Here is a 19,231-nt window from a genome sequence, read left to right on the forward strand (position 1 = left end):
TTTTGAAATCATGGTAATTAGTTTCCTTTTGTATTGAATTCAAGGCTCATGATGAAATCTCCTTCATAACATTGTAGATTAAAAAGAAAAAGTGTAAAATACTTGTTACAAACTATTAGTACCAAGTGTTATTATTTGGATGAAAGGAGTCCATCTATGTTAAACGGACTTATTATTTTATGTGCCTATCTCATCGGCTCTATACCTTCAGGGTTATGGATTGGCAAAATATTTTACAAAACAGATATTCGCGAGCATGGTAGTGGCAATTTGGGAGCTACCAATACTTTCCGTATATTAGGAAAAAAAGCAGGTTTAGTTGTAACAATCATGGATATTTTAAAGGGAACTGCTGCTGTGTTATTAGTGACACTACCAATCTTCTCTGATGTCACAATCCATGGATTGATTTTAGGTCTTGTTGCAGTTATTGGTCATATGTTCCCTATTTTTGCAAGTTTCCGTGGCGGAAAAGCTGTTGCCACATCAGCTGGCGTCCTACTAGGCTATTCTTGGCCACTATTCATTTTACTATTCATTGCATTTATCGTAACGTTAAAGCTTACGAAAATTGTTAGCCTAACATCGATGATTGCAGCACTTGTAGCTTTAATTTATTCGATTATTTATTATTTTGTGACAGGCGATTTTGCATTGGTGATATTAGTAGCATTTTTATTTATCTTTATTGTTTATCGTCACCGAGCTAATATTACGCGCATTAAAAATGGTACTGAACCAAAAGTAAAATGGCTTTAACTTGAAAGGAGTTCGCACATGAATATCGCACTGACAGATGAAGCTCTTCAATGGTTTAAAAATGAAATGGAAGTCGTAACAGGCGATACCATTCGCTTTTATGCAAGATATGGTGGTTCAAGCCCATTCCATGAAGGATTTTCTCTTGGGATGACTCGCGAAGAACCTCTTGAAATAGGTGTTCAAACAGTAATTGATGGTGTAACCTACTATATCGATGAGAAAGATTTATGGTTTTTTAACGATTATAACTTACACATTGACGTTGACAAACAACTTTACGAATTAAAATACGACTATTTAAAATAGAACAGTGATTCCTTTCATTTAACGGAAAGGAATTACTGTTTTTCATTTTGTGTAGAATCTTTAGTTTGTACGAATTGGTTTAGCTCTTCGTAAAATTGACCATCCTCTAACTAGTCAATCTATGAGGAGGAATCATAATGCCCGTTTCAGAAAACAACAATACCTCCCAACAGCAAAATCCTTCAACGAATTTACTGCACACTTCTCTTTCAGAAAATATTTTTACGATTAAAGAAGCTCTTGGTAATAGCAACGATGTAATTATTCGTGAAATTACACTAGACAAATTAAATAATCAATCAATCGCGTTAATTAACATTGATGGCATATCCGATAAAAATGTGATTACAGACTTTATATTAGAAGATTTGATGCTTGAAATTGACAATGGATTTAAGAATAAAGTAACCAACATAAACGACTATATAAAAAAGCAATGCTTAGCGGTAGGCGGTGCAAAGGATATTTTAGATTTCACCGCATTTTTTGCCTCCATCCTAAATGGTGAAACAGTCATTCTATTAGAGGGCCAATCGGTTGCGATTGCGACAGACACCAAAAGCGCAAAAGATAGAGCTGTCACTGAGCCACAAACAGAGTCCGTAATTAGAGGGCCAAGAGAGTCTTTTACTGAAACCTTGCGTACAAATACAGCACTCATCCGTCGAAAGATTAAAAGTCCTGACCTTTGGATAAAATCTCGAATTATTGGAGAGGTAACGCAAACAGACGTAGCTGTTATGTATATAAATGGCATTGCCAATGACAAAATTGTCCAAGAGGTGTTAGATCGTTTAGATAATATTGTCATTGATGGCGTATTAGAAACCGGCTATTTAGAGGATTTTATTCAAGACTCTAAATTCTCTTTATTTCCAATGATTTATAATACTGAGCGCCCAGATGTCGTTGCAGCAGAGTTGTTAGAAGGTAAAATAGCAATATTAGTGGATGGAACCCCCCTTGTACTAACCGTTCCAGTAATATTCACATCTTTTTTACAGGCTGCAGAAGATTATTACCAAAATTGGATTATTAGTTCATTAATTCGACTTTTACGTTTTTTTGGTATTTGTCTTGCATTAGTAATGCCTTCCCTATATGTAGCTATTACTACCTTTCATCAAGAAATGCTTCCAACGGCAATGCTTATTAGTATCGCTTCACAGCGAGAAGGTGTGCCCTTTCCCGCTGTAGTAGAAGCACTAATTATGGAGATTGCATTTGAAATTTTGCGTGAAGCAGGTCTTCGAATGCCTAGAACGATTGGTCCAGCAGTTTCCATTGTAGGGACATTAGTAATTGGTCAAGCAGCCGTGGAAGCGGGCATAGTATCAGCTGTAATGGTCATTATTGTTGCATTAACAGCCATTTGTAGCTTTCTTTTTCCTTCCTATGGCTTATCAAATACGATTCGTGTTCTACGTTTCCCATTGATGATTTTAGCCGCGATGTTTGGTTTATTTGGCGTTATGTTTGGCATTATGATGATTATTCTTCACTTATGTAGTTTACGTTCATTTGGCGTTCCGTATATGAGTCCTTTTGGGCCACTAATTATGAAAGATCAAAAAGATGCAATGATCTTGTTCCCACGTAGAGATTTACTCACAAGACCGAGGCTGTTCAGTCAAAAAAATAAAGTTAGAGAACAACGATATCACGAAGGAAAAAAAAGAAATTAACAATAATGTGTAAATGAGGAATACGTCATGTCAAAAATTAAGATGATTTTGTTATTGTTCATCCTCACTTTATTATTAAGTGGTTGCTGGAGTAAGCGAGAGTTAAACGAATTAGCAATTGTCGTTGCACTTGGTGTAGATAAAATAGATGATGAATATGAAATTTCTATCCAAGTTGTTGATACTAGTGAAATTTCTTCAAAGCAACCTTCTAGCGGACGATCACCTGTAGTCACTTATAATTCGAAGGGAAAAAGTGTATTTGAAGCAATTCGAAGAATGACGACTTTAACACCACGGAGACCTTATTTTGCTCATTTACAAATGGTAGTTATCGGAGAAAAATTAGCTGAGGAAGGAATAAACGAACCACTAGACTTTATCGCAAGAGATCATGAATTTCGAAATGATTTTGATGTTATCATAACGCATGATTCAACAGCAAAAGAAGTGCTCAACGTCTTAACCCCGATTGAAAAAATGCCTGCCAATAAATTGTTAAATTCAATTAAGGTATCCGAAAAATCTTGGGGTTCCACATTATCTGTTAATACAGACGAACTACTAAATACCCTTAGTAGCAAAGAAAAAAGTGCTGTTTTATCGGTTGTTGAAATAGAAGGAGATACAAAATTAGGAATAGATCAAACAAATGTAGAAAGAATTACAACGCCCGTTATTTTAAAATATATTGGTATAGCTGTTTTTAAAGAAGATAAATTGATAGGGATTTTATCCGAAGAGGAAAGTATTTACTATAATTTTTTAAATAACAAAATTGAAAGTACGGTAGAAGTTCTTTCTTGCCCTGATGGTGGAGAGTTGTCGACCGAAATTACAAAATCGACATCTAATATTAAGGGAACTTTTAAAAATGGCATTCCAAAAATAACAATAAAAATTGATATTACACAAAATATTGGCGAAGTAAATTGTCCCATTAATTTAACTAAAGACAAAAGCATTCATTATATTAATAAAAAGACCGAAGAACGTATAAAAGAACAAACGAAAAAAACACTAGATACGATTCAAAAAAATTATAAACTCGATATATTAGGCTTTGGGGAAGCACTCCATCGGAAAGATCCTAAAAAATGGGAGAAAACAAAAAAAGAATGGTCTACAATATATCCCGAGGTAGCTGTCAATATCGAAGTCAATGTGGCTACACAAGGATTAGGAACAATCCAAAATTCATTATTGCACAATTCAAAGGAGTAGCTAGCGATGTTTATAACGATTGTTTTCGTAGTATTTTCTTTGGCCATTGCTTACAGTGTCATTCCTAATTTAAAGAAAAAAGGCGAAAAAAAAACAATTATCGTCTTTTCTATTATATTAAGCATAGGAGCGGCATTAAATATTGCCATTGGATTAAAAAAGAACATTCCCAGCCCTTTAGATTTCATTACATTTATTTTAACGCCCCTTAGAAAATTGTTACTTACACTTTTTCAATAAAAAATGAAAAGAAAGGGTAGTGTACGATGGATAAACAACTCATTAGCGCAAGACAATTTACAGTCATTACCCTTCTCTATTCAATTGGAACAGCTATATTAATTGTGCCAGCAAGTATTACAGAAAAACTCAGCCAGGATGCGTGGATTGGAGCGGCTATTGGTGTACTATTAAGCATTTTATTAATAAAGCTCTTTGTATCATTAGGAAATCAAACTCCAAACCTTACGTTTATTGAAGCAAATGGAAAAATTTTTGGCAAATTCATCGGTACTTTGACATCGCTTTGTTTTATGTCTTTAACCTTTTTTTCAGCAGGCGAATTATTATATTTCATCGGAATTTTTATGCAAACGGAAGTGATGCCCGAAACACCTACTCTGACCTTTGCAGTTTTATTTACGATTATTATCGTTTTCGCGTCGTATTTAGGGATTGAAGTTTTTGCACGTTCTGTGGAAATACTATTTCCAATATTTATGTTAATTTTTATTATTTTTATTATTTGTATTTCCCCTCAAATCAATATAGAAAATATTATGCCAGTCTATGAAACAGACACAAAACCATTAATCGTCGGTACGCTAAACTTTACGAGTGTTTTTTCTTTCCCACTTGCTGTGTTGCTTATGTTTTTCCCTTCTGGAGTCAATGTACATAAAGCAGCTCAAAAAGGATATTATATCGGCACACTACTAGGCGGAATTGTCTTAATTCTTATTATTACCCTTTCAACACTCGTTCTTGGCTCAACTAATACATCAATTAAGACATTTCCAAGCTATGCGCTAGCTCAAAGGATTTCGATAGGTAATTTTTTCCAACGAGTGGAAATTATCATGGCTGTTATGTGGATTATATCCATTTACATTCGGACATTTATTTATTTTTACGCAACGGTACTTGGCATAGGACAAATATTTAAAATAAAAGATCCTCGCCCACTCATTTTACCACTTGGATTATGTATGGTTGCACTGGCTCAAATTGCTCACCCGAATATCGTCCATTCTAATAATTATAATGAGAATATTTGGCCGTTGTATTCAGGATTATTAACTGTTTTACTTCCATTGTTGTTACTAACAGTCGCAAAAGTTCGCAAAATAAAAAAGAAAGAAGACAGTCAAAGCTCTTCTAGTAATCAGCAAGAATCTCAAGAACAACAATCAAAAGACAAGCAAAATTCAAAAGAACAACAAGAATCAAAAGTGCAGCAAACTCCAAAAGAACAACAAGAATCGAAAGCGCAGCAAGATGCGACCAAACCAAACTCGTCCGAATCTCAATAAGTTAACAACAAAAACCACATTTCTCACTTTTAATGAGAAATGTGGTTTTTCTAACTGTAAAACGGTATGTTAATTGTCCCATATTAAATATGGTATTCAATCTCATCAACAAAATCCCATTCGTACGGTGTTTCCTGATAAACATAATAGTTAAGCCAATTTGAAAATAGTAAATGCGTATGTGCTCGCCATGTATTGATCGGCTCATTAGAAGGATTATTATTCGGGAAATAGTTAACAGGAATCGCAATATCAATTCCTTTTTCAACATCACGGTAATATTCATCAGCTAATGTTGTCGCGTCGTATTCTAAGTGACCTGTAATCATTATGTTCTTATTATCCTTTGACTGCACGATAAAGACGCCAGCATCTTCTGAATAGGACAGTAAGCGTAAATCTGGGTGCTTACGTACTTCATCAATGGAAACCGATGTATAGCGTGAATGTGGTGCTGTAAATAAGTCACTAAAGCCGCGCACTAAATCGACCGTTAAATCGGTAATTACATGTGAATAGACGCCAGAACATTTTTCTGGTAGCTCAAATTTACCGATACCGTAATGGTGATATAGTGCAGCTTGTGCCCCCCAACATATATGCATTACGGACGTAACATTTTTCACAGACCAATCCATTATTTCTGAAATTTCTTCCCAATAATTCACTTCTTCAAATGCCATTTTTTCAACAGGCGCACCCGTAATAATCATACCGTCAAAGCGGCGATGGCGAATTTCTTTAAATGTCGAGTAAAATAGCTGTAAATGTGATTTACTCACGTTTTTAGACTCATGTGTTGCTGTATTTAAAAATGTAATATTCACTTGTAATGGTGTATTACCGAGCAATCGCAGTAATTGTAGCTCTGTTTTTTCTTTTTCTGGCATTAAATTAAAAATTAAAATATTTAAAGGACGAATTTGTTGCGTTTTAGCGCGGTCTTCTTCCATAACGAATATTTTTTCCCCACGTAAATGTTCTCCAGCTGGTAAGTTTTTCGGAATATTAATAGGCATGCTGTATTCCCCTTTTCTTTAATTTTTTCTCTCTATCTATTTAAAAATTAAAAAATCCCCCTCATTCCATTAGAGCAAGAATGAGAAGGATAATTATCACGTTCACTCTTATCTCTCAAAGGAAACATCCTTTGGTGGAATTAGCACCTTTCTAACATTGTTAGAGGTTGCTGAAGCGTCATAGGGCCAAATCCCTCAGCTTCTCTTGATAAGATTATTTAATTAAAAAGAATTGTATCATGAACAATTAAGAATTTCAATAATACATAGAATATTTAGTATTTAAATGAATGGAAGTTTATTTTTTGATGAACACTATCATTAAAGTATCTATTTCTTTTGTGAGTTACGTATCTACTGGTTAAATATCATTTTTTTCATCAATTAGCCTTCGTAAATGACAAACCAATGACAATTGTAACCCGATAAACATTCATGCATTGTAAATTGATTTTTGTAGAAGAAAACGTAATGGTAATCATGGAGGTATTATGTTAACATATACCTTTAGTAACAGAGAGGAACGTGAAATATTTTGATTAAAATTGAACTCCCAAAACCAGACTTAGTAATTCGTCAACGTGAGCAAGTATTAAAACCAGGTGATGTAGAAATCACACCATTCCATGGTTTTATTGATTTCCATAAAATCACTCGCGAAAAAGGTGGCATATTCTTATTCTACAACGAAAAAAATGAGCTATTATTTGTAGGAAAAGCGCGCAAAATTCGTCAACGCATTAAAAAGCATTTTGAAGATAACGTATCACCAATGAAAAAATATCGTGATGAAATTTTCAAAATTGAAGTGTATGAAATTGATGATCCAATGGAACGTGAAATTTACGAAACATATGCTATTAACACTTTCCGTGCAAAATATAATCTTGAAAAAGTATTTTATTAAGATAAACGCCGTTAGCAACCACTTGCTAACGGTTTTCTTTTTTAGCGTTATTCATATAAAAAAACCCACGAGAGAGGTATCTCTCGTGGGTTTTTGGTATTTAGATAAATATTTTTTCATCTTTAAATTTGTCAGCTGTTAGTAAGCTTACAACAACAAAGATAATAAATGAAGCTACTATCGGGATTGTCACTGTATGCATACCAAAGATTGACGGATAAAAGCGATCAATCACAATGTATAACGTCATGCCCGTAATCATGGAAGCAATTGCGCCATATTTGTTGGCCTTTTTCCAATATAATCCTAGGACGACTGACCAAATAAAGACAGCTTCTAGGCCACCAAATGCAAATAAATTAAGCCAAACAAGTAAATCTGGTGGATTTAACGCAAATACAACGACCGCTAAACCAATTACGGTAGTGACAATAAAGCTTGCCCGCTTAATCTCCCCGTCGTTGGCAGTTGGCTTCACATAGTTTAAATAAATATCTTTCACAACGGTTGAACTAACTAACATCAGTAGTGCATTAACCGTAGACATCGTGGCTGCCATCGGTGCTGCTAAAACAATACCCGCTAAATATGGCGGTAAAACTTTTAACGTTAATAATGGCATCACTTTATCGCCAATCTCAATACCTGGCATTACTGGACGCGCTAGCACACCAATTAGATGCATGCCAAACATAATTGTCCCGATGGCGATCGTACCAATAATAATCGCTAAATGCATACTTTTTGAATCTTTATAGCTCATAGCACGTACTGCAATTTGAGGTAGACCCACTACGCCAATTCCTATTAAAATCCAAAATGTAGAAACATATAACGGCGTTAGTTCACCTTCTGCACCAAATGGAGACACTAACTTTGGATTTTCTGCCACAAGGGATGTCATAATTTGATCTATTCCCCCGCCTGCAATGATTGTCCCAATTAGTAAAATAACCGTACCAATTACCATTATCGAACCTTGTACTGTATCTGTTAAAGCGACCGCACGGAAGCCCCCAATAATGACATAAATTAATACCGATGCAGCAAAAATAAAGAGTGCCGCTGTATAATTTAAACCCGTTAAAGATTCAATTAAGCGTGCTCCACCAACCCACTGTGCCATCATTGCAGAAAATAAAAAGACAATAATACTAATTGCAGATAAAATTACAATGACATGGCTTTTATAGCGTTCCCGTAAAAAATCAATTAATGTTATTGCCTGATAACGGCGAGCAATAATTGCAAATTTCTTTCCTAATATCATTAATACAAAATAACCAGCTGGTAGTTGTGCCATCGCTAGGAGTACCCATCCAAGTCCTTTATTATAAGCGACCCCTGGTCCACCAATAAAGCTGCTTGCGCTTCCGTACGTGGCAATCATAGTCATTGCTAGGATAAAGCCACCCATTTCACGACCACCAAGAAAATATTCCTGTAAAAACGAGTTCGATGAACGGACATGTTTATTGGCCCATATACCAATACCAAAAATAATAATTAAAAAGATGAAGAGTGGAAAAATAACTTGCCAGTGCACTATTTATCCACCTCCCCATCTTCAAAAGGTACTTCTTTGAAAAAGAATTTTAAGACGAGCCAGATTAACACAATCATAAAAGCTGTTCCAGCGATACAACTATAGAAAAACCATGCTGGGAAACCCCAAACATATGTATATTTTGTTGGATCCCCCGAGCCTAGGCCATATGCAAAGCCGTACCAAATAGCAAAGTTGACAAGTACAAGTCCTATGCCGATGAGCGCCTCACGATGTGCAATTTTAAAGCGTTGATCTTTCAATATAGAATCCCCCTAACCTACTCTATTTTACTGGTATGTAGGTATTATGGGAAGCATTGTGAACGATTTCGGTGGTTTTATCGGCGATTTTACACATCCTATCGGCGATACCTCATATTTCATCCATCTTTAAGAGCTTTTCAATTGCATGTGAAGTGCCTTTTTGTCGATTTTCCCGACGATTGTTTTTGGTAACTCATCGATAATAATAATTTTTTTCGGAATTTTATAGTGTCCTAACTCATTTCGACAAAGAGCCTTCACTTCAGCGATTAGCGTATCAGATTGCTGTTGGCAAACAACAAATGCCGTTACAATTTCACCCCAATAATTGTCTGGCACACCGATGACAGCTGCTTCTTTTACAAGCGGATGACGTAATAAACATTGCTCCACCTCTTGTGGGTAAATATTTTCACCGCCACTAATAATCATTTCTTTCCGACGACCGACAATATAAAAATAACCATCCTCATCCATTGTGGCTAAATCACCTGTTTTTAACCAGCCATCACAAATGGTATTGTCCGTTTCCTGCTGATTATTCCAATAAAATCTAAACATATGCCTACCTCTGACAAAGAGCTCACCTACTTCATGTGCAGTGCAATTCTTCCCATCTTTATTAATAATTTTTGCCTCAATAAATTGCATGCTTTTACCTACTGCCCCTTTTTTCGCATAGGCTTCTTCGCGTGAGATATAAAAATTATTTGGTCCAGCCTCTGTTAGTCCATAGCCTTCTTTAAAATATAGTCCCTTTTTAAAAAAAGCATCGTATATAGGGAGTGGACACGGTGCCCCGCCAGATAAGAACACTTTTACAGATGGAAAACTACTTTTCTGAAAATAATCTGTTGTAATCATCGCCTGATACATTGTTGGCACAAATAAAGAAATGGTTGTTTTATAGTGATTAATTGCTCTAAGTGCTGTTTCCGCTTCGAACTTATCTCCAATAACAACCGTTCCTCCTGCCATCAGCAACGGGATAGATAGCGCATTTAGCCCACCTGTATGGAACATCGGCATATAGTTTAACGTACAGTCTTCTTCACTTAACCCCCAACTAATAATTGTATTAATTGCATTCCAATTAACAGAATTAAAGGATAGAACTACTCCCTTTGCTTTACCAGTAGTGCCTCCAGTATAAATCATTAGCCATGGATCATTTACATCCATTTCTATCTTGCTAGGAACAGACGCTGATTGCGGTACTTGTTGGATGGGATACATATTTTTTAGTTGGATAGGACAACGAACATCCTGATCATAAAGAAGCATGGAAGGTGTAGCATCCGCAACGATTTCGCTAAGTTCATTCGTATTGAGGCGCCAATTTAAAGGGACATAGATGAGTCCCCGTAAACCACAAGCAAATAATATGGCAAATAGCTGTATGTTATTTCTAGCAAAAATCGCTACACGACTACCTGTCTGTAATCCTTGCTTTTCAAAAAAACTGCTCCATTTTGCAATTTCATATGTTAACTGCTGATATGTCCATTGTTCCTTTGTTTCAAGGTTTACTAATGCTAAACGATGCGGTGTTAAAGATGCACGGTTTAAAATCCAAGCTTGCTCTGCAAACATCTTAACGCCTCCTTTATTACATCATAATAGCGCCATCCACATGGAGCGTATGGCCATGGACATAGGAAGCCTCTTCAGATGCTAAAAACAAATAAGCATTCGCGATATCTCTCGGTGTTCCTAATCTTTGTAGTGGCACAATCGACCGCATTTTTTCAAGCACTGTTTCAGGCATCTTTTTAACCATATCTGTCTCCGTAAAGCCTGGTGCGACAGCATTTACGTTAATCCCTTTACGCCCAAGCTCTTTTGCCCAAGTTTTTGTCATCCCTACAATCGCAGCCTTTGTTGCCGCATAATTTGTTTGACCTACATTTCCATATACTCCGCTTACAGAGGAAGTATTAATAATTTTGCCATATCCAGCAGCAATCATATGGGGACTAACTTCTTGCGTGCAGTGGAAGACACCCGACAAATTTACATCAAGTACTTGCTGAAATTGATCTTCTGTCATTTTTGTCAACATTGCATCCCGTGTTATACCTGCGTTATTGACTAAAATGTCAATACGACCAGCGTGCACAATTACCGTTTCCACAAGTTTTTTCACACTGTCTCGATTAGCGACATCAACCTGTACAAACGTGGCATTTTCACCTAGTTGATTGGCTGCAGTATTCCCTGCATTATCATCAAAATCAGCAATAAAAACAATAGCTCCTTCTTCAATAAACCGTTCTGCAGCGGCATATCCGATGCCATTAGCAGCACCCGTAATGATTGCTACTTTATTGTGTAAGCGCATTATGTTTCCCTCCAGTTTGTAAAAATGTTTCAATTTCAAATGTAAGTTGCTGCAAATCATCAATTAGCGGAGAATGACCACAATTTTTCAAGCGAACAAATTGTGCATGTTTAGGTAAATCGAGCATTGTTTCATCATTCATTTGCTCTGTTATAACTAAATCTCGTTCTCCTCTTAACACTAAAATAGGAATGTTAATTTGTTGTACTTCATTCGTTCCTTTTGCTACTTCATTATCGATAGCACTCACATTAAATATATTTAATGAGTGGTATACTTCAGCTAAATTTCTTTGCGTCAACATGTCTTCTATATATTCATCATAGTGATCTGCTTCTGGCTTGTTCTCTGTATAAATCAATGCATCCCAAATTGTTTTTAAGCCTTGCGCATTTTTGCTATCATAGAAACCTTGTACTGTCTTAGTTTTAGATGTATCTACGAGCACTTCTTCATACGTGGCGGCCCTTTTGAATGAAGCATGATTTCCCGTTCCTAAATCACTGTAAAATGGATAGCCTCTAGTCGAAGCGGAAGCTAGTAAAATCAGCCGTTGACAATAACCAGGATAGTTCGCGACAAACTGCATACATACTGCGCCACCTGTAGACCAACCAATCATATCAAAGTGCTTTAAGGAAATCGCATCAACAAATAGCTTAATATCATCACTAAAATCTTTAATGGCAGTGATTGATTGATGATAAGATGAACCTCCAAAACCGCGTAAATCTAGGGCGTAAATCGTGTATTTTGCATCTAAATTTTCCAACAGCATATCCCAATGCTTAGAGGAGGTCATATTGCCATGAATCAATAATAAAATACGGTTACCCCCGTCGCGTTTACGATAAGCTATTGTTTCCCCATTTAATAGTTGAACTGTTTGTAACATTGCGCATCCTCCCTATCCCCAACGAATTGTTATTGCTCCCCAGACATAGCCTATACCAGCGCTAACAAGTGTTACAATGTCTCCATCTTCTATACGTTTTTCTTCTAATGCTAGCTGTAAAGATAAAATTTGATCGATTTGTCCAATGTGACCGTAGTTTTCTAAATAGATGGATTGTTCCTCTTGTAAGCCAAGTTCTGACAATATATACATGTGTGCAGACTTCTTCATATGAAGCATTGCTAGGTAGCGAATATTTTCTTCTCCTAATCCACTTTTCGCTAAAGATGATCGAATGACCTTTAAAAAATTATTTAATGATTTTTGTTCTAGTCTTTCCTTCATACCAACTGGATCTAATACGTCTAATTGATATAGGTTGTTTGCTAAATGCTCAGCAGTAATTGGCTTTTTTGTTCCACCAACAGGGACTACCACATCCTCTGAAAAAGAACCATCCGTTATAATATCTGCCTCTAACAGATGGTTTCTGTCATAATTCTTTTGTAAAACAATCGCACCACCACCCGCTCCCAAATTATACATAAAGCGTGTTCTTGGATTGCTGTAGTCTATAAAATCAACATTACGATAGCCCCCTGCTAGCAACACAGTCTGAATGGCGTCATCCGATTCCATTAAGCTTTTTGCTATTTTAAGTGCCATAATCGTCGTACCACATCGTAATTGCACGTCAAATGCCCAAGCATTGACTGCGCCAAGTTCCTCTTGCATTTTGATGGATGCTGTCCATAGCGGATATTCTTTATGTTCCTCCCCTATATAAATCACAACATCAATTGTTTTCGGCTCAATACCAGCCTTTTGGATGGCTTCCTGAGCAGCCCATATACCCATTTGCACAGTATGATCCTGTTCAGCAGGAATTGGCTTTTCCTGAATGCCCAACTTGTGGCGGATAATGTGCTCGGGAATTGACGATAGTTTGGCTATTTCATTTGCTGTCATTTTCGTTTGTGGGATATAGATACCTGTACTGACAATGCCTACAGTCATTCAAATCGCTCCTTCTCATGCGATAGTGCCGATGGTGTTTTACGTTTTTCTTTATGTTTTCCTCTCCATTTCCATACAATAAGCCGAATCGATCCGATAATTCCCTTTGGAAAGAACAATACAGCTAAAATATAGAGAATCCCAAAGAATATTATCCATCGTTCAAATATCGGATAATCCCTCGCTAACCCCGAAAGTGCATGTTGTGCATACTCAATGACCGCTGCCCCAAGCAGTGGTCCGACTAATGTGCCTACTCCGCCAATAATCGTCATTAACAATGCATCCAATGTTATGTCCATCGTCATCACACTTGTATTCACAAAGCGGAGAGACAGTGCATAAAGAGACCCCGCTAAACTTGCTACAGTCCCTGCCACAATGGATGCGATGACTTTATAATGTAAAGTGTGAAAACCTAATGATTTTGTTCGTTGCTCATTTTCTCGCACTGCAATTAATATACGTCCTGTTGGCGACTGAACAAATCGATAAAGTGCAATAAAAATGACAACCAAACATGCTAATACAAAAAAATAAAATGTAATTCGATCTTTAAAAATTTCTGGTGCTCTAAACGTAAATCCGTCATTGCCATATGTAATGGAACGCCATTTTTCAGCAACAACTAAAAACAGTCCAGAAAAAGCGAGTGTAAGCATAGCAAAAAAGTGACTTTTTAAACGCAATGTTAGCAATCCAACTAGGAAGCTTACAATTCCCGCTAAAAACATTCCGATCACAATCGACAATAAAAAGATGGAAAGCGTCGTATCGACTTGTTTTAGCATAACGGCTGTTGTATAAGCACCAATTCCAAAGAACATCGCATGCCCAAATGACACGATGCCCGTATAGCCGAGCAAAATATCGTAGCTCATTGCTAAAATACCAAAGATAAAAATTTGAGTTAATAAAATAATGAGCGTCCTCGAGTCATTAACGAAAGGAAGAAGAACGAGAATAGCTAGCATCAACACAAAACTTAGGTGTTTCCACGTCAGTTTCTTCATCATGTCGATCTCTCCTTTCCGATTGTAAATAAGCCTTGAGGTCGGAAAATTAACACGATTGCCATTAAAATCATATTGACAGCAAGCGATAACACAGGCACATAATACGCCATAAAGCTACCCGCAAGACCTACTAGAATAGCAGCAAGCAGTGAACCAGAAAAGCTTCCCATTCCCCCAATGACAACAACGATAAAGCCTAAAATTGCATATTCCATCCCCATCTCTGCATAAATAACACCTGAATAGGGGGCCATTAACATACCACTTAATGCTGCCAAAGCTGCACCTACCATAAAGACGTATAAAAATACTTGTTTAATATGAATACCAAGCGCCTGGACCATTTCTTTATCCTGTACTCCTGCTCGTACAATCAATCCGATCTTTGTACGTTTTAGCATGTATTGGAATATGCCGAAAATAACAAAACCAACTAAAATGATAAATAATCGATATTTTATTATGATGACGTCACCTATCTCCCAGCTCCCCGCTAAATAGCTAGGCGTTTTCACCGACACACCATTTGGTCCAAAAACGACTTTAATCATCTCTTGTAAAACAAGCATTAGTCCTAAAGTTATTAAAATTTGTTGAATATGATTGCCGTATACTGGTGTAATAATAAACTTCTCCGTCAGCAAGCCTAAAATAGCACCTGCGGCGATTGCTCCTATAATGCCAATGAAAAAGCTTTCTGTGTACATATACGTAAATATTCCAGCATACGCACCCCACACAAACAATCCACCGTGAGCAAAATTTAACACATCCATCAGCCCAAAAATTAACGTCAATCCTGCTGCAAGCAAAAAGATTAACATGCCTGTAGCCAACCCGTTAATGACTAAATTTACGATTAGCTCCAATGAAACACACCTCCTTTATCCGATTCCTAGATACTTACGTTTTAATTCTTCATTGTGGATAAGATCTTTCATGTTTCCTGAATGAACTGTTCGACCATCGTCTATTAATGTGTACGTATCACCAATACGACTCGCCATAATAAAGTTTTGCTCCACAAGGACAATAGACGTTTGCTTTTTCATTTCCACGATTGCCTCCATTACTTTCTCTACAACAATCGGCGCAAGTCCTTTTGACGGCTCATCAATTAAAATTAATTTACTGTCATTAAGAAATGCCCTTGCCATTGACAGCATTTGTTTTTGACCACCTGAAAGATGACCACCAGCCTTTTTCCAAAATTTCTTTAAATCTGGAAATAGCTCGAGTACATATTGCTGCCGCTCCATTGCTGCATTGTCCTCCTTGCGCATCGCCACTTTCATATTTTCCTCTACCGTTAAATCTGCGAAAATCCCTTGATTTTCTGGTACATAGCCAATACCTAATTTAGCCACTTTGTAAGTGGGACTTTTTTTTATCGACTTCATGCGAAAATTGACTTCGCCTTTAGAAGCGGGTGTTAACCCCATAATTGTTTTTAAAGTAGTTGTTTTCCCTGCACCATTTCTCCCTAGTAGGACACTGACCTGTCCTTCAACAGCCTCAAAATTGACACCTTGCAAAATGTGGTATTGACCGATATGTGTATGAACGTCATTTAATTTCAGTAAGGTGTTCATCGTACAACCCTCCTAAATAGGCATTTTGAACAGTTTCATTTTGCATAATGGCTTCAGGTGTTCCATCTGCGAGAAGCTGCCCATTAAATAACACCATAATGGAGTCTGACAAATCTAAAATCATATCCATCTTGTGTTCAATAAGCAAAATCGTTTTATCACCTTTATTTTTTATCGTTCGGATTACTTCTAAAATGGCTGGTACCTCTTCTAACGACATACCAGCAGTAGGTTCATCCAGCAGTAAAATTTCAGTGTCTAGAGCAAGTAACATGGCAATTTCTAACTTTCTTTTTTCACCATGTGACAGCATTGTCGTCAGTGCATCTCTTTTATTTTCAAGCAAAACAAGCGACAATAGTTCATCCGCTTTTTCTAAAATAGCTTTGTAACTTTTATAATGACGAAACAGTTGATAGCGTATTTTTTCTTTTGATTGCACTGCTAGACGAACGTTCTCTAAAACAGTTAAATTCGGAAAAACATTTGTAATTTGAAATGAGCGTCCTAGCCCCATACGCGTCCTTTCCACCGATGATTTTTGCGCAAGTGATTGCCCTTTGAAAAACACATCACCTGTAGTGGGCTTTAACTCACCGCTTATTAAATTAAAGAATGTTGTTTTTCCTGCACCATTTGGTCCAATAATTGACTTCAAATGTTTTTCAGGCATCGTAAAGTTCACTTGATCGACTGCGGTATGGCCACCAAAACGGATTGTTAAGTTTTCTGTTCGTAAAATAGGCTCCATTTCAATCTCCTTTCTAGTGCTTCTATCACTCTTCATCTATTCTCAACAGAAATGAGATGAAGAGAGACAGAACGACGTATACTTCTGTCTCTCAATTGTTTGGAAAAGTCTAGTTCATAACAGGTGGTGCAGTTTCCTCAGGGCTTAGTTCACGAATGAGTACTGGCACTGGGTAATCGATACCCTCTTGTTGTTCTAAACGAATAGAATACATTGACTGTAAAGCTTGGTGATCTTCTTCCCGAAAAGTCATCTTCCCTTTTGGTGTTTCAAATGACATACCTTCCATAATGCCAATTAGTTTCTTTGCATCTACGTCCCCTTGTGATTTTTTCAATGCTTCTACAATTGAAATAGCAGCAGACATCCCACCTGGAGTAAATAAATCAGGTACTTCATTAAATCGTTTTTGATGCTCATCAACTAACCATTTATTCACTTCATTTTGCGGTAACGTATGATAGTAAACCGAGAATCCTTCCATGCCTATTAGCGGGTTCATAAACTTCAGGGCAATAATATCAGGCGCTCCTGTAGAAATTTTTATGCCTTTTTCTTGAATTTTAAGATCGGCAATTTGATTCCAAGGAGAGTTTGCCCCAGCCCATACGACAAATAAGTAATCTGGCTTTGCATCAATTACCTTTTGTAAATTAGAGGTAAAGTCAGTAGCAGCAGGGTCTGCATACTCCTCTAACACGATTTCTGCACCTAGTTCCTCTGCAGCTGTTTTAAATGCTTTCACACCATCCCAACCGAATGAATAATCTGGCGCAAACGTCGCAATTTTCACACCTTTGCCTGCGATGGCAGCTGCTGCTGCGTATGCATCCTGTGATGAGTTACGCCCTGTGCGGAATATATAGTCATTAAATTCCGAACCTGTAATACTATCTGCTACCGCTGGTTCAACGACCATAATTTTTTCGTATTCTTCCGCGAGTGGTAATACAGCGAGCGTATCACCTGAGCTAGATGAGCCAACTAAGAAATCTACCTTATCATCCTCCAAAAGCTTTGTAGCCTTCTGTACGGCTACCTCAGGTTTTGTTTCTGTATCTTCATATACAATTTCAATTTTTTTACCGTTTACCTCCATGCTACCGTTTGTTGCATATTCGATGCCTAAATCAAATCCACGTTGTGTTTGCTTCCCATAGGATTCGAGGGCACCTGTCAGGGATGCAAGAACACCGATTTTAATTGTACCCCCCCCAGCATCCCCCTCAGAGCCTTTGCCCTCATCATTTGAAGCAGGATCATCTGCTGAAATATCTTTTGCCCCTTCTCCATTACAAGCCACCATCATCAATGATAAAACGGCTAACAGTAACAATAACCAAACCTTTTTCATCCCAAAACCCCTTTCAAAATGAGTTGTAAAGAAAGCGCTTTCGTTGCTATGCACTTACTATATAAAAGTCCAGTTACAAATCAGTTACAAATTTTCTTTTGCATAAGTAAGGAAATACAAAAAGAGTTCGGTACAAGACCGAACTCAAGTGAAAAGTTTTTTACTCCTACAAGAAAAAAGAGCGATTTGATTCGTTTACTCGATCTAGCCACTCGCTCATAAGTGTAAGAAAAATATTGGATTGTTCAATTTGTAGGTTATGACCTGCTCGATCTAAAATCGAGAAGGTCGCTCTTGGGAATAAATCTAACACATCAAAAGCATCTTTATAGCCTACAACGACATCTTGTTTGCCTAATAAAAAGAGACTTGGTTGATGAAACATAATATTTTCTAGATGAAAAGAAAAGCCATAGCTTTGTTGAATCTTTTCTAGAAAATGTACATCTGCTATTTGGCAACCAGCTAATACTTCATTTGAATAGCGTTGCCAGTTATATTCATCAAGAACAACTTGGTTTGAACTAAAATCGTCTACTTCTTGTTTCGTTAATGTTGCTAGAAATTGCTGGTCTGCCGCTATAATCGAATGTGCAGGTACTGTGCGTTCTTGCTTTTCAGGTACAATCATCGGACAAATAAAGGCAGCACCTAAAATACGATCCCTCTGATTTTGCATAACACCTCTTGTTAAATAACCACCATACGATTCCCCAACTATGACATACGGTTGATTGGGCAGCAATGTATTGATAAACGCTAGTACAGTCTCCAACATATCATCTGAATTACTTATGTTTTCATAGTTTTTTGTCTTGCCCATGCCTGGAAGGTCCATATATATACGACTCCAGCCATCTCTTTCTTTAAAGATCGGCTCCATACATCCTTTCATAAGCCGATGATCTGGAGAAAATCCATGTAACATAATAATGGGTATTCCTTCCCCAATCACTTCATAATAAATATTCGCATGCGTACCTTTGCAAAATGGCATATTTGCTCCTCCAATATTTCA

The 19,231-nt window shown here is 37.0% G+C and carries 20 protein-coding genes and 1 riboswitch; of the genes, 7 read left to right on the forward strand and 13 right to left on the reverse strand.

Annotated elements, in window-relative coordinates; all coding sequences use genetic code 11:
• The first annotated feature begins 156 nt into the window (after positions 1 to 156).
• The 6 genes from plsY to JNUCC52_RS02440 all read left to right on the forward strand — a co-directional run bounded on the left by plsY (position 157) and on the right by JNUCC52_RS02440 (position 5,509).
• Positions 157 to 759 carry a glycerol-3-phosphate 1-O-acyltransferase PlsY gene (plsY, locus tag JNUCC52_RS02415; RefSeq protein WP_172771436.1) on the forward strand — a complete coding sequence of 201 codons (603 nt, stop codon included), beginning with the start codon at positions 157 to 159 and terminating at the stop codon, positions 757 to 759.
• 18 nt (positions 760 to 777) lie between these two features.
• Entirely contained in the window at positions 778 to 1,068 is a 291-nt protein-coding gene (locus tag JNUCC52_RS02420; RefSeq protein WP_337981254.1) for a HesB/YadR/YfhF family protein, read from the forward strand.
• 137 nt (positions 1,069 to 1,205) lie between these two features.
• On the forward strand, positions 1,206 to 2,753 hold the full coding sequence (locus JNUCC52_RS02425) for a spore germination protein (protein ID WP_337981255.1): 1,548 nt from the start codon (positions 1,206 to 1,208) through the stop codon (positions 2,751 to 2,753).
• A 27-nt stretch (positions 2,754 to 2,780) separates the two neighbouring features.
• Positions 2,781 to 3,977 carry a Ger(x)C family spore germination protein gene (locus tag JNUCC52_RS02430; RefSeq protein ID WP_337981256.1) on the forward strand — a complete coding sequence of 399 codons (1,197 nt, stop codon included), beginning with the start codon at positions 2,781 to 2,783 and terminating at the stop codon, positions 3,975 to 3,977.
• A gap of 6 nt (positions 3,978 to 3,983) precedes the next feature.
• Entirely contained in the window at positions 3,984 to 4,217 is a 234-nt protein-coding gene (locus JNUCC52_RS02435) for a hypothetical protein (protein ID WP_337981257.1), read from the forward strand.
• Between the two features lie 26 nt (positions 4,218 to 4,243).
• Positions 4,244 to 5,509, forward strand: coding sequence for a GerAB/ArcD/ProY family transporter (locus JNUCC52_RS02440; RefSeq protein ID WP_337981258.1), 1,266 nt, complete (start codon positions 4,244 to 4,246; stop codon positions 5,507 to 5,509).
• A gap of 83 nt (positions 5,510 to 5,592) precedes the next feature.
• Here JNUCC52_RS02440 and metA read toward each other — a convergent pair whose 3' ends face one another.
• Entirely contained in the window at positions 5,593 to 6,528 is a 936-nt protein-coding gene (gene metA / locus JNUCC52_RS02445; protein WP_172771430.1) for a homoserine O-acetyltransferase MetA, read from the reverse strand.
• 105 nt (positions 6,529 to 6,633) lie between these two features.
• A riboswitch (SAM riboswitch) is annotated at positions 6,634 to 6,743 on the reverse strand.
• Between the two features lie 320 nt (positions 6,744 to 7,063).
• On the opposite strand from metA, the gene JNUCC52_RS02450 reads away from it, so the two are divergent.
• Positions 7,064 to 7,435 carry a nucleotide excision repair endonuclease gene (locus JNUCC52_RS02450; RefSeq protein WP_172771429.1) on the forward strand — a complete coding sequence of 124 codons (372 nt, stop codon included), beginning with the start codon at positions 7,064 to 7,066 and terminating at the stop codon, positions 7,433 to 7,435.
• Positions 7,436 to 7,535: 100 nt separating this feature from the next.
• Here the strand turns inward: JNUCC52_RS02450 and panF are convergent, their stop codons facing one another.
• From panF to JNUCC52_RS02510, 12 genes are all read right to left on the reverse strand, one after another.
• Entirely contained in the window at positions 7,536 to 8,981 is a 1,446-nt protein-coding gene (panF, locus tag JNUCC52_RS02455; protein ID WP_337981259.1) for a sodium/pantothenate symporter, read from the reverse strand.
• Entirely contained in the window at positions 8,981 to 9,244 is a 264-nt protein-coding gene (locus JNUCC52_RS02460) for a YhdT family protein (protein ID WP_172771427.1), read from the reverse strand. Before JNUCC52_RS02460 ends, panF begins: the two co-directional genes overlap by 1 nt.
• Before the next feature lie 129 nt (positions 9,245 to 9,373).
• Positions 9,374 to 10,840 (reverse strand): class I adenylate-forming enzyme family protein, encoded by a 1,467-nt coding sequence (locus JNUCC52_RS02465; RefSeq protein ID WP_337981260.1) that lies wholly within the window; start codon positions 10,838 to 10,840, stop codon positions 9,374 to 9,376.
• A 16-nt stretch (positions 10,841 to 10,856) separates the two neighbouring features.
• Complete coding sequence (fabG, locus tag JNUCC52_RS02470) at positions 10,857 to 11,588, reverse strand: 3-oxoacyl-ACP reductase FabG (protein WP_172771425.1); 732 nt, start codon at positions 11,586 to 11,588, stop codon at positions 10,857 to 10,859.
• Positions 11,572 to 12,483, reverse strand: coding sequence for an intracellular short-chain-length polyhydroxyalkanoate depolymerase (phaZ, locus tag JNUCC52_RS02475; RefSeq protein WP_337981261.1), 912 nt, complete (start codon positions 12,481 to 12,483; stop codon positions 11,572 to 11,574). Before phaZ ends, fabG begins: the two co-directional genes overlap by 17 nt.
• Before the next feature lie 12 nt (positions 12,484 to 12,495).
• Complete coding sequence (locus JNUCC52_RS02480; protein ID WP_172771423.1) at positions 12,496 to 13,500, reverse strand: 3-oxoacyl-ACP synthase; 1,005 nt, start codon at positions 13,498 to 13,500, stop codon at positions 12,496 to 12,498.
• The gene (locus JNUCC52_RS02485; protein WP_337981262.1) at positions 13,497 to 14,516 is read right to left on the reverse strand and encodes a branched-chain amino acid ABC transporter permease; all 1,020 of its coding nucleotides are present in this window, start codon (positions 14,514 to 14,516) and stop codon (positions 13,497 to 13,499) included. Before JNUCC52_RS02485 ends, JNUCC52_RS02480 begins: the two co-directional genes overlap by 4 nt.
• Positions 14,513 to 15,385, reverse strand: a complete 873-nt coding sequence (locus JNUCC52_RS02490; RefSeq protein WP_337981263.1) for a branched-chain amino acid ABC transporter permease — start codon at positions 15,383 to 15,385, stop codon at positions 14,513 to 14,515. Before JNUCC52_RS02490 ends, JNUCC52_RS02485 begins: the two co-directional genes overlap by 4 nt.
• A gap of 15 nt (positions 15,386 to 15,400) precedes the next feature.
• On the reverse strand, positions 15,401 to 16,108 hold the full coding sequence (locus tag JNUCC52_RS02495; RefSeq protein ID WP_337981264.1) for an ABC transporter ATP-binding protein: 708 nt from the start codon (positions 16,106 to 16,108) through the stop codon (positions 15,401 to 15,403).
• The gene (locus JNUCC52_RS02500; RefSeq protein ID WP_172771419.1) at positions 16,083 to 16,859 is read right to left on the reverse strand and encodes an ABC transporter ATP-binding protein; all 777 of its coding nucleotides are present in this window, start codon (positions 16,857 to 16,859) and stop codon (positions 16,083 to 16,085) included. The genes JNUCC52_RS02495 and JNUCC52_RS02500 overlap by 26 nt, the downstream gene beginning before the upstream one ends.
• 109 nt (positions 16,860 to 16,968) lie before the next feature.
• The gene (locus JNUCC52_RS02505; RefSeq protein WP_337981265.1) at positions 16,969 to 18,213 is read right to left on the reverse strand and encodes a substrate-binding domain-containing protein; all 1,245 of its coding nucleotides are present in this window, start codon (positions 18,211 to 18,213) and stop codon (positions 16,969 to 16,971) included.
• Between the two features lie 166 nt (positions 18,214 to 18,379).
• Positions 18,380 to 19,210, reverse strand: a complete 831-nt coding sequence (locus JNUCC52_RS02510) for an alpha/beta fold hydrolase (protein ID WP_337981266.1) — start codon at positions 19,208 to 19,210, stop codon at positions 18,380 to 18,382.
• Between the last annotated feature and the right edge of the window lie 21 nt (positions 19,211 to 19,231).

The organism is Lysinibacillus sp. JNUCC-52 (assembly GCF_015999545.1).
Lineage (GTDB): Bacteria > Bacillota > Bacilli > Bacillales_A > Planococcaceae > Lysinibacillus.